This is a genomic window from Armatimonas sp. (assembly GCF_031410135.1).
GTDB lineage: Bacteria > Armatimonadota > Armatimonadia > Armatimonadales > Armatimonadaceae > Armatimonas.
The window spans coordinates 1-15,495 of record NZ_JANNYP010000401.1 but is presented as its reverse complement, the minus strand read 5'-3'; the positions used below and the strand labels follow the sequence as shown (position 1 = coordinate 15,495).

Below are 15,495 nucleotides of genomic sequence, written 5' to 3'. Positions count from 1 at the left end.
GAACTTTGACGAAGACGCAAGCCTGCCACCAGAACAGCGGATCGTGAAGAAGGTGCTGAAAAATGCGGGAGTGTTGCCGCAGTGGATGCAGCTTGAAATTGACATCAAGCGAGAGCGCGAGGCCGTCGTGAAACAAAAAGAGCGGGCGCAGAAGTTGCTCGAAAAAGCCTCGCTGGAGAGCCGGGAGCGGGTGAAGGCGCGTCTGAAAAGTGAGCTAAAAGAGAGCATGGGCGTCGTCAATACGATGATTCTCCAGTACAACATGGTCTGCCCTGCGGGCTATGCCCGCCCCTTTGCCCCGTTCGGAGTCCAAAAAGAGATGGAAGAGTTTGGAAACGAAACACCCACTAGAGATTGAGTATGGCCTCACGGCTCATGAGCTGCTCGATGCACTTCAAGCACGCTTTCGTGCTCGTGTCACGCTGGAGGGCGCTGTGGCAGAAGTCCAGCTTGCCGCGCAGCTCAGTAAACTCCAGTATGACGGTACTATTGGCCGCTACGAAGCACACGATGAAGATGGCAAACATGACTTTACAATCTTCCTCCCCAAACAGGATCGTCAAGTTCGGATTGAGTGTAAAAACGTTCGGAACTCCAGTCGGCTTCAGGTAGAGGTTCAGAAAACCCGCACCTCCAAAGGTGATCCCAGTAGTCGCTACTATGCTGCCTCACAGTTTGATATACTCGCGGTGTGTATGGGTAAAAAGACACGCAACTGGAAACAGTTCCTTTTTGCCAGTATTTCCGATCTGAAACGCCATGCAGAGTATCCAGAAAAACTCGCAGTCATGCATCCTCTTGCGCAGACTAATTCGATAGAAAGCACGATTTGGTTCGACAGTTTAGGAACCCTTATCGCAGAAAAATATCCTCGTCCATGACAACTTTTACGCCACTTTACACAACCCATCTTGGAAAGCTTTTCTGTGCGGATAGCCTAGAGGTAATGCGCTCCCTGCCCGATGAAAGCATTGATCTGGTAATGACATCGCCGCCGTATGCTCTGCACTTCAAGAAAGAGTATGGCAATGCAAGCCAAGCGGAGTATGTCGAGTGGTTCTTACCCTTTGCCCACGAGATTCGGCGTATTCTCAAGCCAGAAGGCAGTTTCGTCTTAAATGTCGGAGGAGCATGGACGCAGGGCTCGCCGACGCGCTCGCTCTACCACTTTCGTCTTCTGATTGCTCTGTGTGATACGGTGGGTTTTCATCTAGCGCAGGAGTTCTTTTGGTACAACCCCGCCAAGATGCCCGCTCCTGCCGAATGGGTGACGGTGCGCCGCATTCGAGTGAAAGACTCCGTAGAATATATCTACTGGCTCTCCAAAGAAGCGTTTCCCAAAGCGAACAATAGCAACGTCTTAAAGCCCTATAGTAAGGACATGGAAAGGCTAATCAAGCGTGGGCTTCAGAAAACCCAGCGGCCCTCGGGTCATAGCGTCAAGGAAACATTTGCGGAAGATCGCGGCGGTTCGATTCCTGGAAATTTGATTGAGTGTGGCAACAATGAGAGCAACAGCCACTACATGAAAGACACCAAAGCCATCGGGCAAAAAGTCCATCCTGCCCGCTTTCCCGCTGAGCTTCCGCGCTTCTTTATCAAGTTTCTCACCACAGAAGGGGATGTTGTCCTAGACCCTTTTGCGGGGTCGAATACAACCGGAGCCGTCGCGGAGTCACTGGAGCGACGTTGGATTGGGGTAGAGCAGAGCCCAGACTATGCAGAGAACTCCCGACTACGCTTTCAGGAGAGACCTAAAATAGGAAGCGAAAAGGGAGCATTGACACTCGATTATGATTGATCTTTATTCCGACACAAAGACGCGGCCTACGGCGGCAATGCGGGCGGCGATGGCCAGTGCGCCGGTGGGAGACGACCACTTTGGCGAAGACCCTACCGTGCAAGCGCTCCAGGATTTTCTGGTGGAGAAGCTCAATAAAGAAGCAGCGCTGTTTCTGCCGTCGGCGACGATGAGTAATCAGATCGCGGTGAAGATTCACACCCAGCCCGGCGATGCGGTGATCTGCCATGAGCAGTGCCATATTCGCTTGTTCGAGGGCGGCACACCCGCAGTTCTCTCGGGCGTCTCGCTGGACTCGCTGCGCGGCGAGCGCGGGGTGTTTTCGGGAGCACAGGTCAAAGAGGCGATTCGTCCCAGCGGCCCGTATTTTCCTCCGACACGGCTGGTCTGTATCGAGAACACGCATAACTTCTGCGGTGGCGCCGTCTGGACTCCCGAGGAGCTTGAGAGCGTTGCCGAGGTGTGTCGCGAGCGCTCTCTGGCACTTCATCTGGATGGTTCGCGACTGTTCAATGCGGCGGTGAAGCTGGGAGGTATCGAGGGGGTTTGGCCGATGGCCCAGCGACTAGCACAGGACTTCGACACGGTGACAATCTGTCTGACCAAGGGACTCGGGGCCCCGGTCGGGGCGCTGCTTTTGGGGAAGCGAGAGCAGATCGAAGTGGCACGGCGCTGGAAGCATGCCCTTGGTGGAGCCATGCGCCAGAGTGGGATCGTCGCGGCAGGTGGGCTTTATGCACTCCACAACCACCTGCCACAGCTTGCGATTGACCATGCCAATGCTCAGCTTCTGGCGCAAGAGCTCGCGGAGATTCCGGGGATTGCCCTAGATCCCTGGCCGGAGACCAATCTTGTCTTTGCCAATGTCCGTGGGACGGGTCTGAGTGGCGAGGATGCTCGCAAGCGGCTCCGGGCAGCAGGTGTCCTCTGCTCAGGGTCGGGGCAGCGGCTCCGCTTTGTCACCCACCAGGACATCTCGACCGTAGATATCGCTACTGCCGTCGCGGCGGCGCAGCAGGCGCTACACGTTTAGCGGATATGGAACGGATGACCTCGATTTCGTGAAGCTGGAGGTCAAGAAGAAACTCTTGGCGGAGCTGTTTCAAGGTCTGCTGATCAACCTCCAGTTGCTTTTTATCGGCTTCCCACTGCTGGTGACTTTTCTCTAGCTGCTGGCGGTCGGACTCTAGCTGCTGCAGGTTGAGCTGCCACTGTTGCTGGTCTCGTCTTAGCTGGAGCTGGGCTTGCTCCACTTGCCGCCGTGCAAGCCCGAACTGACCTTGATCAAGTGCCAATTGCTGTTGCGCTTGCTGGAGCTGCCGTCGGATAGGTTCAAGTTGCTGGCGCTCCACCTCATAGCGCTCTTGGGCTTGTTTTGCTTCACGAATTTCCTGCTCTAAACACTCTTGCTGACGGCGTATACGCTGCCGCTCGGTCTCAAAAGTACTCATAGCTTGCTGGAGCTGGCTCTGCTCACTCCGCAGGCGCTGGAAATTGGGCTCGTAGTCGCGCTTCTCTTGCTCAAAGCGCTGGCGGTCCTGGTCGAGTTTCTGTCGTTCGTCATCGAGCCGTTTCTTGACATCATCAAGCTGACGGGTCTCCTCACGCTCCCGGCTCTGGGCCAAGACGGGGCTGGTACCAAAAACGAAGATAAGGCAGAGAAAAGGCAAGAAAAATCGCATCGGAGGGTCCTCTGTCAGAGACAACGTGCACTCTGGTAGGGCTGTGACAGAAGGTGTTATAATACGCCACAGGCCAACCCAGCCTGGAGAGGAACCTTAAACTGATGGAACGGATGACAACACAGACTAAGATTATTGTGGCAACAGCCGCCGTGCTGGCAGTGGTAGACATCGCTGTCCGCGCCTTTCTTCCCACCCGAACCGTGGTGGTTCATGAAACAACAGCTCCAGCCAATACCAATGCAAGCGTCCTGACCGTGCGCCAGCTTCGGATTGTGGATGAGAGCGGCGAAGTAAAGTTGGACATGAAGGTCAATAGCCAAGGCAATCCCGGGATACTGATGTTTGACAGCAGTGGCACGGAACGTCTCCAGCTAGACACTTTTCAGGACATTCCCAGCCTGATCCTGATGGACAGCAACGAAAACCGCCGGGTTTACTTCGGAATGGAGTCCGGCAGTGGCGATGGCACCTACCAGAACTACGATGAAGACAACGCCGTGACGCACGACCGCAACGACGATTAATCAAAGCCCCCTAGCCCCCATCAATGGAGGAAGTATCAGGGGGCCGAGTTATCCGGAAAGCCGCTCGGCGTAGTGCCAGCGGCTTCTTATTTTTTGGTAGAAGTTCGGGCCACCTGCCGCCAGCAAGCGGACATTGAACGGGGCACGTGAGACCGTTACCGTGTCGCCGGGCGTCAGCGAAAGCCCCGTCTGACCATCGGCAGTCACGGCGACGGCATCACGGGTCTGAGCCTCAATGGTGAGGGAAATGGTCTCGGTGTCAGGGACGAGCAACGTTCGTGCGGAGAGCGTATGAGGAGCAATCGGGGTGATCATGAGCGCACGCACATCGGGATGCACCAGTGGCCCCCCTGCCGAGAGCGAGTAGCCCGTCGAGCCAGTCGGCGACGAGACAATCACGCCGTCGGCGGCATAGGTTGCAATGGGATCATCACCGACGCAAGTGTGAACATGTACCATCCGCACCGCACCACTCGCCACCACAATATCGTTGACGGCCAGCATGTGCTGATCCGGTGTCGAGCTCCCTCCCCGATAGATCGTGCCTTCAAGAAGCATGCGCTCGTGGACTTCACACTTGCCTTCTAGCGCCGTCGCAACAGCTTCGTCCAAGTTATCAGGAGATGCCTCGGTCACAAAACCAAAGCGCCCGAGATGGATTGCCAGTAAGGGAGTTCCCCGCTCTGCCACCATGCGGGCAGCCGCGAGCACTGTGCCATCGCCACCAAAAACGACGACGAAATCGCTCTGTGCGATCTCGTCGTCGTTATGTAGTGGGGCCATGCGAACCGAGACCCCATGCTGTTTTAGTTGTTGAGCCAAGCCCGCCGCCGCTTCTTGGGCAGCAGGCTTAGTGTCGTTGGCGATCAGTCCGACAATACGACTCACGCTTACTTCTTCTTGGTAGACTTCGAAGTGGGCTTGGTCGGCTTTGCCACAGGCTTTACCGTGGGTTTCGTGACGGTCCCCACATCGCCAAAGCGTCCCAAGTTGTTCTTGGCATCCATCAGAGTCGGGTCAAGCTGAAGTGCCTTGCGGTACTCTACTTTTGCCTCACTGAGCATTCCACGACGCTCGTAGACCACCCCTAGGTTGTTGTGCGCCTGAGCGGAGTTCGGATCCGCCTTGATCGCGCCTTGGAAGGCCTTGAAGGCATCGTCCAGTTTTCCTGCGGTCATGGCAGCAAGGCCCATCGCGAGCTGAGGAGCAGCCGCATCCGGCTTGAGCTGTGCCATCTCGGCAAAGACCTTCGCAGCCTCGTCATCGCGCTTTTGCTTCCCAAGCTCGCCCGCTAAATAGCTTCGCACATCATAATCGGAGGTATTCAGTGCGGCGGCTTTCTGCCAAGCCAGTATCGCGCCGTTGCCATCGCCTTGCTTCTGACAAGCGGTGCCAAGGTTCAACCAGGCTACAAAACTATTGCCATCCAGCTCGGTAGCAGCCTTGAAGCGCGAGGCAGCTTCGGCGTAGGCAGCACGCGTAAAGTGCAGGTAGCCCGCATTGAGGAGCGCATCCAGGTAGCGTGGATTGACACCCAGCGCCTTCTCATAGGCCGTCAAGGCCCCATCGGTATTGCCTGTCAGTCCAAGCAGAACGCCCTGGTTGTAGCGTGCCGTCACATCGTTGGCGGGAGCACCTTCGGCACCATTGGCCGCCAGATCCGCCGCCATTCCGTAGACCGTTGCCGCCTCGGCGGAGCGCGCCATTTTGCTGTACGCATAGGCAAGATTGACCAGCACGCCGTAGTTATTGGCATCTAGCTTGCGGGCCGTCTCCAGCACCATCACGGCACCGGAGTAGTTCCGGCGCTGCACTTCAATCGAGCCAAGAGCCGCGTGGGCCGCTTTATCGCCCGTGTTGTTGCTAATTCCCGTTCGCATTGCCTGCGCAGCTTCATCGAGTTTCCCAAGGCTCTGGAGGGCGATCCCGAGGTTGATAAACGTCTGACCATCGGTGGGCTTGAGCTCACTCGACTTGCGGTAAGCCGTTGCCGCACGGGCGAAGTCTTTCTTTCGCGCACTGGCATAACCCAAGTTGAAGTGTGCCTCCGCGGAGTCGGGCTTCTTCTGGGCCACTTTTTCAAAGAGTTCAATGGCACGATCCGTATCCTCAGCGGTTCGATCTGACTTCAGCAAGAGCGCATTGCCCAGGTTGGTCATGTTGTCCACTGAGTCTGGTTTCTTGGCAAGCGCTTTCTCCAAGAAGGGAACCGCACGAGAGTGATCCGTGGTCTTGACGAGAATAAAGCCCATCCAGGCATTCGCGTCTGCGTCCTCAGGCATGGTGGCGATTGCTTTTTCCATCTCGGTTCGAGCGGTTGCAAGGTCACCATCGGCATAGGCTTTTCGAGCCCGACTAAACGCCCCACCATCCTGCGCCGTCACGGCAGGGGGCTGTGTGTTCTGTGCCCATGTAAAGCTAGGGGTACAGAGCAAACCGAATGCGGTCAGAGCCGCTGATGTTAATAATGTCCGCTTCATGCGCGAAATAACTCCTGGTCACGATTGAGATACCCGCGCATTCTCAGAACTGCTTGTGTGTGCAGCTGATAGACGCGCGATTCCGATACCGAGAGCACCTTGCCGATTTCTTTGAAGGTCAAGCCTTCATAATAATATAATGCTATCACAAGCTTCTCCCGCTCCGGCAAGCGATCTATCCCTTGCCCAAGCTGACGGATCCGCTCCCGTAGCTCCACATCTGCCTCCGGAGTTGCACCGTCGTCAGGCACCACATCCGAGAGATGTAGTCGCTCCGACCCTTCACTTCCCATGATGAGATCGTCCAGCGAGAGGACTCCGCCTCGCCCGGTATCGGCCATCATCTTGGAGAGCTCTTCTCCTGTGACTCCCATGTGTAGTGCGACTTCATCCTCTTTGGGAGGTCGCCCTAGCGAGAGTTCCAGGTCAAAAAATGCCCGCTCCAGTGCCTTCGCTCGCTCTCGGATTGAGCGTGGCACCCAGTCTTCTTCACGCAGTGACTCTAAGATCGCTCCACGAATCAGCGCGATGGCGTAAGTCTCGAACTTAACCTGTCGGCCTGGATCGAACTGGTCTACAGCCTTGATCAGGCCCATCGAACCTGCGGTGTAGAGATCCTCACGCTCCAGATTGGGCGGAAGATTACTCACCACACGTCCTGCCGTTATCTTGACAAGATAGGCATAGTTATTGATGATCGCATCGCGAGCGCGAGAGTCACCACTCCCCTTGAAGCGCCGCCATACTTCCGTCATAGATCTAACCGCCATCTAGTCTTGCCAGTCCCCTACTTGTTTTTCGTCTATTAACACCGTTGGTGATTATAACGCCTGACTCCTAGAACCACAAGGTAGTGATAAACTTAATCGCATCCATGCTTCTCACTCTCACCGCACAGGCGCAGCCGCCGTCCCTGCCAGATTCCCGCGATATTGGGTTTCTGCTGCATAAAAACCCATCGTCACTTTTTTCTCGTGAGCTGACCTTTGGCACCGCTCAGGTCTTCTATCCCGAGGCCACTCCCGAGTGTACGACTGTGGCACTTCTTGTGGAAGTAGACCCGATCCGGCTGGTTCGTGGCCGGGCGGACTCTCTTTTCCAGTATGTCTGTGACCGCCCGTATGCGGCCTCATCTTTTCTTTCGGTTGCTCTCTCCGAGTGTTTTTCCACCGCGCTCTCAGGCCGTAGCAAAGAGCGTCCCGAGCTTGCCAGCACGCCTCTGACCCTCTCGGCAACCCTAGCCGCACTAGCCTGTGATGCAGGTGAGCCACTGATACGCCGCCTGTTGGAGCCACTGGGCTATGAAATAACTCTCACCCGCTATGAGCTAGATTCCCACTTCCCGCAGTGGGGTAGTAGCAACTTGTATACCGTGACGCTCACCGGAGAGCAGACCGTGCATAATTTACTCTCGCACCTCTATGTTCTCATCCCCGCGCTGGACAATGCCAAGCACTACTTTGTGGGCGAAGAAGAGGTCGAAAAGCTTCTGCGTCACGGCGAGGGCTGGCTGGCAACGCACCCCGAGCGGGAGCTAATCGCGCGACGTTATCTGCGCTATAAGCGAAACCTGACCAGTGTGGCGATGGAGAGGCTGAGTGAGGGTGAGCCCGAGATTGAGCAAGAAGTGGCAACCGAAGAGATTCTCGAAAAACCCGTACGCCTTAACGATCAGCGTGTCACGGCGGCAGCAGAGGCTGTGCAATCTCTCATGCCGCCTGCCCAAACGCTCATTGACCTGGGCTGTGGCGAGGGTACGACCCTACGCACATTAAAATCTTCGTTTCCCAGTGTCGCGCTGACCGGGATGGATGTCTCCAGCGGCGTGCTGGCGATTGCTGAGCGCCGCCTGCATGGCAATGTCCCGCTGCTCCATGGCTCGCTGGTCTACAGCGACTCACGGCTCCAAGGCTTTGACATGGCACTCTTGATGGAGGTGATCGAGCACTTAGACCCTGAGCGCCTGACCGCTCTAGAAAACAGTGTCTTCCGGCACGCTGCCCCCCGACGCGTCTTTGTGACCACGCCCAACGCCGAGTACAACGCCCTCTGGCCCAGCCTGCCCGCCGGAAAGTTTCGGCATGGTGACCACCGCTTTGAGTGGACACGCGCCGAGTTTAGAGAGTGGGCCGAGCGCGTGGCGGTCACACATGGCTACACAGTTGCGTTTGGCGACGTTGGTGAGGCCGATCCCACCCATGGTGCCCCCACCCAATCCGCCACTTTTGACCGATAACTAAAATGCCTGAATATCCCAGAATCCCCTATGCCCGTCGCCCTGTCACGCCTGACATGGACGCGGAATTACTGCTTGCCCGTGAGCGCCGGAGCATCCGTGAGTTCTCGGAGCGGCCCGTGCCACGCGAGCTGATTGCAGCGGCGCTCTCGATTGCTTGCACCGCGCCGTCGGGAGCGAACCGGCAGCCGTGGCGTTTTGTGGTCATTGGCGACCCCACACTCAAAGCACGACTTCGTGAAGCCGCCGAGGCGGAGGAGCGGGAGTTCTACGCGCACCGTGCAACCCCAGAGTGGCTGGCAGATCTCGCACCGCTCGGTACAGACGCACAAAAGTCGTTTTTGACCACCGCGCCCTACGTGATTGTTGTCTTTCGGGAGTCCTACGGCATCGCGCAAGACGGTGGTGTGCTCAAGAACTACTACAGCCCGGAGTCCGTGGGGATCGCGGTGGGATTTTTAATCGCGGCGCTGAATCGCTTCGGTCTTGCAACTCTCACGCACACGCCCTCCCCGATGGGCTTTCTGAGCGAGCTCTGCGGGCGGCCCAAGAACGAAAAAGCCTTTGTTGTGCTCCCCGTGGGCTACCCCGCCGACGACTGCACGGTTCCCGATATTGGTCGCCTTCCTGAGTCCGAGACGATCTTCTGGGCGATATAATCTCTCTGATGACCCCCTCTCCAAAGCTCACGCGCCGAACACTGCTTCTGCTGACTCTCTCCGCAGGCTGTTCGGGGGGTGGCGGGGGCGTATCCACACCAACCGGCGTGATCCTGGCGCTCGACTGGCCAGACGCATCGCGCGTGCTCCCCGTGGCGGCAAAGAGTGTGCGGGTGCAGATCAAGCTGGGTACCAAGATTCTCGCGGAGCGGCTCTATCTCGCAGGCCCAGACTCGGAAGAGCAGATCAATGAGCTTCCGTTTGCCGAGGCCCTCGTGCTGGAGGCGAGTGCTTTTTCCACAGCAGATGCAACGGGTGCCACTCTGGCAACGGCTTCGGTTCCCTTCAATCTCTTCCGGGGGAAACAAGAGCGTCTCGCCCTGACACTCACCTCCGTGATCAGCCGGGTGGCGCTAAACCAAGCCACCACGGGATTGGAAACCACGCTGATGGCAGTCGCGAGAGACGGTGCGGGGAGTGCGGTCCTGACCCTTCCCGAGCAGTGGCAGTGGAGCGTGAGTGACCCCACGCTGGGCACACTCACCCCCGCTGGCTCGACGGCCAGCTTCACCGAGTTGGGGTTTGGAGTCGCCACCCTTACCGCAACGGAGAAAGAGTCGGGTAAGGCAGCCAGTGTCACGCGCCCGGTCTGTAGCGGCGATCCCAGCAAGACCGCTCCGCTCGTCGCCACGGTTCCGATCAGTGTCAAGCTCACTGGACTCGTGCCGCTCGAAAACGGTTCCATAGTGCTCTCAGATGACAGAGACATCAAGGCAGTGGACAACACCGGGGCGACTCTCTGGCGGCGCACGCTCACCCGTACCGTGGAGTATCTACAGCGCATGGGCGACTACGTGGTCGTAAGCCTCATCAGCGGTGGCATCCGGGTGCACCGAATCAGCGATGGTGCCTTTTTCTGGGAGGATGCGATCCTGGAGCTCCCATCCCTCACCGACAGTACCAGTCGCTTCTTTGGCCTCACGCATACCTCGGCACCACGTCAGCTTCATGTCCAGGCACGCGGCTTGACCACGGGGGATTTTCTCTGGGATCAGGCCGTGCCGGATAACACCATGACTCTCTGGGCAGACTCCGCCCGACTCCTCTGCCAGAACCAAGCTAATGAGTCTTACTTTGCGTTCCATGCGACACTGGGCTACTCGCTTTGGGAGTCGCGCGTGCCGAGTGGCAGTCAGTTTCTGGGGGTCCGCCTCACGGGAGCGACTCCCCTGCTCTTCTCCCTAGCTCCCGGCGAGCTACGCGCCCTCTTTCTGACCACCGGGGTTCGCACCTGGGGTGTTGCAGTGCCAGGTGACCAAGGCTACCTTACACCCGACAAAAACCAGCTTATCGCCTACTCCGAAACCCAGTGTAGCGCCTACGCCCCTGCCACGGGAACCGCGCTCTGGAGCCGCAGTGGCCTCACAAGAGTGATAGGAATGCTCCCAAACGGCGACTTGCTCGTGCTACCGCCCACCGAGCTTCCCGGCTGCCAGCCGATCCAAGCGCTGCGTCCCACCGATGGCTCCGTGCGCTGGAGCACCTATCTCCCCTCCACCACGGTTCCCAAGGACAGCTTTATTGCACGAATCGCCGGATCACGGATCTATGTCAGCCTCACAGGCATGGGGGGGCAAGGCACCACCCCTCTCTTTGTACTAGATAGCACCACCGGTCAGTATCTCTGGGGAACCCGTCAGTACGGCCCCGGGGCCACCTTTCCCTCAGCGCTCACCGCCTCGGGCAATACTCTGATTCTCGCTGCGGAGTCCAACACCAAGCTGATCCTACTGCGCGATTCTTAATCTCTTCTCCACTTAATCCGCTTTTCTGTTACAATGCGAGCTAATCAAACCGAAGTGAAAGACTCAATCCATGTCAGATAAGCTACGTCTCAGGTTTCTCCTGAGCGTCATGATGTTTTGTCTCTATGCCGTCTGGGGAGCTTGGACTCCGATTATGGCAGTGACTATTGGCGACCGGCTCGGTGCTACCGGCGTGCAGATCGGCGCAGCCTACGGCGTGCTGTGGCTGGCCTGTATCATCTCCCCGTTTATCGGCGGCCAGCTCGTGGATCGCCTGATGCCCTCCCAAGTCTATCTGGGTATCTCCGCTGCCGTGTGTGCAGGGGCGGCCTGGATGATGTCGCAGCAGCAAAGCTACAGTGGCTTCATGCTCTGGATGTGGGTCTGGTCGCTCTTTTTCGCCCCCACTTTAGGAATCACCAACTCCATTGCCATGTTCCACTTGGGCAAAGAATCCAAGAAAAGCGATGCGGACGATGCAGAGCGCGAGCGTTTTAAGGGAATCAGTAAGAGCTTCAATATCGGCTGGGCCGTGGTTGCCATCGGGAGCATTGCGGGGCTACTGGCGACAGGTAACTTTAGCTTCGAAGGCATTCCGACTCTCGTTACCCTAGGCATTCTCTCGATTTTGTTTATCTTTTTCCTGATGTTTCAGGACATGTCGCGCACCGCAGATGTCGAGCGCTCGTTCTCCGTGGTACGAACCGCCGGAACCATCGGCTGGATCATCTCGGCAATTGTGCTGACGATCTGGCTCAAGTCAAGCCCGCCGGTTGCCAAGGGAACCTGGGCACCGTTTGAGGAGATGCAGGTTACTGCGCTCTTTGGCGTGATCCTCACCGTGATTGCTTTTATCCTGCCCAATACCCCCCCCACGAAAGAGACAAAAGACCCCTGGGCCTTTAAGAAAGCCTTTGTCTTGTTTAAGACCGTGCCTGGTTTCTCGATCTTCCTGCTGATCTCCCTGATCGTCTCCACGGAATTCCAGTTCTACTACACATTCTCGGGTCCGTTTATGGAAGACGCGGTCGCCAAGGGTGGGCTTGGAATTGACCATAGCATGGTCTCGTTCTATAAAAGCATCGCGCAGTGGGCGGAGATTCTCTGCCTCGGCGTACTAACCCCCATCTCCCTCAAGAAACTCGGGCTGAAAAAGACCCTCGTGATCGGCACCCTTGCCTGGCCCATTCGCTACTTTATCTACGCGATAGGACAACCCACGACACTTGTCCTGGCCTCCAATGTCTTACACGGAGTCGGTTTTGCCTTTGTCTTTGTGACGAGCTACCTCTTTGTGGACCGCATTGCCCCTCGTGATATTCGTGCCAGCGCCCAGAGCCTCTTCATGCTGGTAACGCTGGGAATCGGCAACTATCTAGGAACGAGCTTCTCGGGCTGGCTGAAAGACCACTACACAACTCTTCTGCGTGACGGAACCGTAGACAAGACCAACTGGCCCATGATCTTTATGATCCCTGCCGCCCTCACGACGATCTGCGCTGTCGCGTTCTGGTTCACGTTTAAAGAACCAGCCGCAGAAGAGCCAGGCACGGAAGAGCACTCCACTTTTGCTCACTAGGAAGGTATAATTTTCGCGACATGCAGAACTATCTTGCCTACTACTGGATGAAACAAGGGGAGCGCGGGAGCAATCTCTGTGAGACCCTGAGCGCATCCTCCTACGAAGACGCGCTCCATCAGGTGGAAGGCCGCCTAACACGACAGTTTTTCTCTTTTATCTCGGAGAACAAGGGCCGGGTGCTGGTGATCAGCGCCCATGTCCAGTTCGTCGAAGTGGAAGGAATTGACAACGACCTTCCGTTTGATAACCCGGAGCTGCCCGGCGTTTGAGCCCGTTCACGGCTCTTCTCTTAGGCTGGTACGCCACTCATAAACGGGACTTGCCCTGGCGGCGTACCCAGCACCCCTACGCGATCTGGGTCTCGGAGATGATGCTCCAGCAGACCCAGGTTGCCACCGCGATCCCCTACTTTGAGCGCTGGCTTGCTCGCTTCCCCACCGTCCAAGCCCTCGCCGAAGCGCCCCTCGACGATGTTTTAAAGCACTGGCAGGGGCTGGGCTACTACGCCCGCGCCCGCAATCTCCATAAAGCCGCCCAGCTTATCTGCGAGCAGCACTGGGGTGTCTTTCCTACCACGCACGAGGCGGTGCTGGCGCTCCCTGGTGTGGGGCGCTACACAGCGGGGGCGATCTGCTCCATCGCTCTCGGGCTCGACACACCTCTCGTAGATGCCAATGTGATCCGGGTGCTCTGCCGCGCCTTCGCGATCACAGGCGACCCGAAGCTGCCTAAGACACAGGACTTGCTCTGGACGAAGGCGGCGGAGCTTTTGCCTGCGGGCCAAGCGGGCGAGTTCAACCAGGCCCTGATGGAGCTAGGAGCCCTGCACTGCCTGACACCCCCCAAGTGTGGGGCGTGCCCTGTGCAGAGTGCCTGTGCCGCTTTCCAACAACATGCTACCGATCAGTTTCCGCACTTTGCCCCCAAGAAAGCCTTCACGTCCCAGAGCGATGTCAGCCTCTGGATCACCGACGGTGACTGGTTTCTTCTAGTCAAGCGCCCTGAGGAAGGACTCTGGGGTGGCCTCTTCGAGCTACCACGCGTAACCGTGCAACAGGCAGAGAGCCTAGAGACGGCAGGCTTGCGTGCACTTTTGGAGCTTCTCGGTACCACCGGCACTATCGGCTCGCAGCTTGCTAGCCTGAAGCACGGCGTCACAACGCGCAAGATCACGCTCTATGCCTTAGCGGCTTCGCCTACCTTGCTACCAGATCCTCTCCCTCAAAACCTCATCTGGGCGACGTATAAGGACTTAGAGCGCTTTCCTCTTTCCTCACCGCAAGCAAAACTACTGGGTTTCATTCAAAACAGCCAAAATCAGCCGTCTTTGTTCTAAAAAACGCATTCCAATGCACCAATAAGGAACTACCTCGTCAACGAGCGAGGGAGAGAAGACGGAGGATACACACATGCCACGAATAGCCCCTTGGCTGCCCTTATTAGGCAGCACAGTTGTTTTGATCTTTGTTCTGGGCGGCGCAAAAGCCGGTTTGGATAATGTCACGACTTCCCCTAGCAAAACCGAGGCGGATCAGGAGTTTGTTCATTGTAGTACGGCCCTTGTTCTCATCCAACAAAACCGCACAAAAGAAGCGCTTAAGCTCCTCAAGAGCCATGCAAACGCCCCGATGCTCTTGCCAATCGAGTCAGAGCTAAGCACCGAAGTCACTCCGAGCACGCAGCTACTCTTGCTCAACAAAGGTCTTATCCAAGCGGCGGAAGCTGCCAAAGTCAGGGGGCAGCTCAAAGAGGCACGTGCCTATCTGGAACAGTGCCACACTCTCACACGCCGTATCGGGAGCACACCTCAGCCACAAGGGAGCAACCCAACCGCCATCACCAAGGCTATCAGCATAGCGATTGAACGAGCCGATGTGGCCCAGCTTAGCCCTTAGCGCATAAGCAGGAGAGTGCGTAGCAGAAACTGAATTCTAGGCCATGTCTGAGCCGAAGAAATTCCGCGTCGCGGGTCTCAGGTTGCGGTAAAGCCACAAGGACATGGGCGGAAATCACACAAACCGCCTCTCACTAATCGCCCCCACCGGATCAGCCAGTGCCCGCACCAGCTCGGGGTCGTATGTCCCCACTAAGCGCTCTCGCCGCTCCTGGAGATCCCGCAAGGCATCCCGCGCCGCCTCGCCCTCAGTGCCCGCCTCAGAGCAAGAGCCTGCCTCCAGGATCTGGTGATGCTCGGGCTTGCTGGGATCGATCAGGTAGGCGGCAGCGGAGTAGGGCTGGCGGCGTGTCCGGCGTTTGTGATGCCAGACGATCATCTCGATCTTAAGGGTAGTGGGATTGCTCACGGTCTCGCTTCCTCGACGATCTCAAATCGCCTGTCTATAAACTCGTTCAGCGGCCTGGTCCAGCACCGTCCGTCTTGCTCACTCTGGTAGACCACAACCAGCTCCAGCGTGGCCTCGACCGAAGCGATGCAAACGATGCGGTAGAGCCTGCCGGTCTTCTGGTGGCGATAGATTTCGAGGGGAAGTGGTGTGATGCTCATTCCCTGCCACCCCCAGGCGCTCCCTCAACCTCGCGCCGGAGCCCGATCTCCCAGCCTCTAATGGTCTCAACCCACCCGATGCGGAATATGTCAATGATTTTGAGACACTTTTCTTTTTTAATTTAGACTCTTTTTGCCTCCAGACTTACCCTGCATTTATCATCTGTCACGGCGGGCAAAGCGGAGTCCAGCACGAGTGCCAATACAGGAGGATTGATCC

General features: G+C 57.3%; 18 protein-coding genes. 12 read left to right on the top strand and 6 right to left on the bottom strand.

The features are described 5' to 3' along the window. From RMO15_RS14535 to RMO15_RS14520, 4 genes are all read left to right on the top strand, one after another. The coding region (locus RMO15_RS14535) for a DnaJ family domain-containing protein (protein ID WP_309714038.1) at positions 1–358 on the top strand (358 nt) is incomplete at its 5' end. Then, a complete protein-coding gene (locus RMO15_RS14530; RefSeq protein ID WP_309714035.1) occupies positions 330–881 on the top strand; it encodes a hypothetical protein in 552 nt (183 codons plus the stop codon). The genes RMO15_RS14535 and RMO15_RS14530, both read left to right, overlap by 29 nt. Further along, complete coding sequence (locus RMO15_RS14525) at positions 878–1,801, top strand: site-specific DNA-methyltransferase (RefSeq protein WP_309714032.1); 924 nt, start codon at positions 878–880, stop codon at positions 1,799–1,801. The genes RMO15_RS14530 and RMO15_RS14525 overlap by 4 nt, the downstream gene beginning before the upstream one ends. Continuing rightward, positions 1,794–2,834 (top strand): GntG family PLP-dependent aldolase, encoded by a 1,041-nt coding sequence (locus tag RMO15_RS14520; RefSeq protein WP_309714029.1) that lies wholly within the window; start codon positions 1,794–1,796, stop codon positions 2,832–2,834. The genes RMO15_RS14525 and RMO15_RS14520 overlap by 8 nt, the downstream gene beginning before the upstream one ends. Here the strand turns inward: RMO15_RS14520 and RMO15_RS14515 are convergent. Continuing rightward, positions 2,794–3,483 carry a hypothetical protein gene (locus RMO15_RS14515; RefSeq protein ID WP_309714026.1) on the bottom strand — a complete coding sequence of 230 codons (690 nt, stop codon included), beginning with the start codon at positions 3,481–3,483 and terminating at the stop codon, positions 2,794–2,796. The two genes, RMO15_RS14520 and RMO15_RS14515, sit on opposite strands and share 41 nt — an antisense overlap. 104 nt (positions 3,484–3,587) lie before the next feature. Between RMO15_RS14515 and RMO15_RS14510 the strand changes: the two genes are divergently transcribed. Next, a complete protein-coding gene (locus tag RMO15_RS14510) occupies positions 3,588–4,010 on the top strand; it encodes a hypothetical protein (protein ID WP_309714024.1) in 423 nt (140 codons plus the stop codon). A gap of 48 nt (positions 4,011–4,058) precedes the next feature. Here RMO15_RS14510 and RMO15_RS14505 read toward each other — a convergent pair whose 3' ends face one another. The 3 genes from RMO15_RS14505 to RMO15_RS14495 are packed head-to-tail and all read right to left on the bottom strand — an operon-like array spanning position 4,059 to position 7,260. Beyond that, the gene (locus tag RMO15_RS14505; protein WP_309714021.1) at positions 4,059–4,898 is read right to left on the bottom strand and encodes an NAD(+)/NADH kinase; all 840 of its coding nucleotides are present in this window, start codon (positions 4,896–4,898) and stop codon (positions 4,059–4,061) included. A 2-nt stretch (positions 4,899–4,900) separates the two neighbouring features. Beyond that, positions 4,901–6,490 carry a tetratricopeptide repeat protein gene (locus RMO15_RS14500; RefSeq protein ID WP_309714018.1) on the bottom strand — a complete coding sequence of 530 codons (1,590 nt, stop codon included), beginning with the start codon at positions 6,488–6,490 and terminating at the stop codon, positions 4,901–4,903. After that, positions 6,487–7,260: a FliA/WhiG family RNA polymerase sigma factor gene (locus RMO15_RS14495; protein ID WP_309714015.1), complete on the bottom strand. Its 774-nt coding sequence runs from the start codon at positions 7,258–7,260 to the stop codon at positions 6,487–6,489. Before RMO15_RS14495 ends, RMO15_RS14500 begins: the two co-directional genes overlap by 4 nt. Before the next feature lie 104 nt (positions 7,261–7,364). Here RMO15_RS14495 and RMO15_RS14490 point away from each other — a divergent pair, with 104 nt between their 5' ends. From RMO15_RS14490 to RMO15_RS14460, 7 genes are all read left to right on the top strand, one after another. After that, positions 7,365–8,726 (top strand): 3' terminal RNA ribose 2'-O-methyltransferase Hen1, encoded by a 1,362-nt coding sequence (locus RMO15_RS14490; protein WP_309714012.1) that lies wholly within the window; start codon positions 7,365–7,367, stop codon positions 8,724–8,726. A gap of 56 nt (positions 8,727–8,782) precedes the next feature. Then, entirely contained in the window at positions 8,783–9,385 is a 603-nt protein-coding gene (locus RMO15_RS14485; RefSeq protein ID WP_369016115.1) for a nitroreductase family protein, read from the top strand. A gap of 8 nt (positions 9,386–9,393) precedes the next feature. Continuing rightward, a complete protein-coding gene (locus tag RMO15_RS14480; protein ID WP_309714004.1) occupies positions 9,394–11,190 on the top strand; it encodes a PQQ-binding-like beta-propeller repeat protein in 1,797 nt (598 codons plus the stop codon). Between the two features lie 70 nt (positions 11,191–11,260). After that, complete coding sequence (locus RMO15_RS14475) at positions 11,261–12,769, top strand: MFS transporter (protein WP_309714001.1); 1,509 nt, start codon at positions 11,261–11,263, stop codon at positions 12,767–12,769. Between the two features lie 20 nt (positions 12,770–12,789). Next, entirely contained in the window at positions 12,790–13,041 is a 252-nt protein-coding gene (locus tag RMO15_RS14470) for a hypothetical protein (protein ID WP_309713998.1), read from the top strand. Next, positions 13,038–14,108, top strand: coding sequence for an A/G-specific adenine glycosylase (mutY, locus tag RMO15_RS14465; protein WP_309713995.1), 1,071 nt, complete (start codon positions 13,038–13,040; stop codon positions 14,106–14,108). The genes RMO15_RS14470 and mutY overlap by 4 nt, the downstream gene beginning before the upstream one ends. A gap of 73 nt (positions 14,109–14,181) precedes the next feature. Further along, complete coding sequence (locus tag RMO15_RS14460; protein ID WP_309713993.1) at positions 14,182–14,667, top strand: hypothetical protein; 486 nt, start codon at positions 14,182–14,184, stop codon at positions 14,665–14,667. A 114-nt stretch (positions 14,668–14,781) separates the two neighbouring features. Here RMO15_RS14460 and RMO15_RS14455 read toward each other — a convergent pair whose 3' ends face one another. Then, positions 14,782–15,075 carry a hypothetical protein gene (locus tag RMO15_RS14455; protein WP_309713991.1) on the bottom strand — a complete coding sequence of 98 codons (294 nt, stop codon included), beginning with the start codon at positions 15,073–15,075 and terminating at the stop codon, positions 14,782–14,784. Beyond that, complete coding sequence (locus RMO15_RS14450) at positions 15,072–15,275, bottom strand: DUF1653 domain-containing protein (protein WP_309713989.1); 204 nt, start codon at positions 15,273–15,275, stop codon at positions 15,072–15,074. Before RMO15_RS14450 ends, RMO15_RS14455 begins: the two co-directional genes overlap by 4 nt. Positions 15,276–15,495 lie beyond the last annotated feature (220 nt).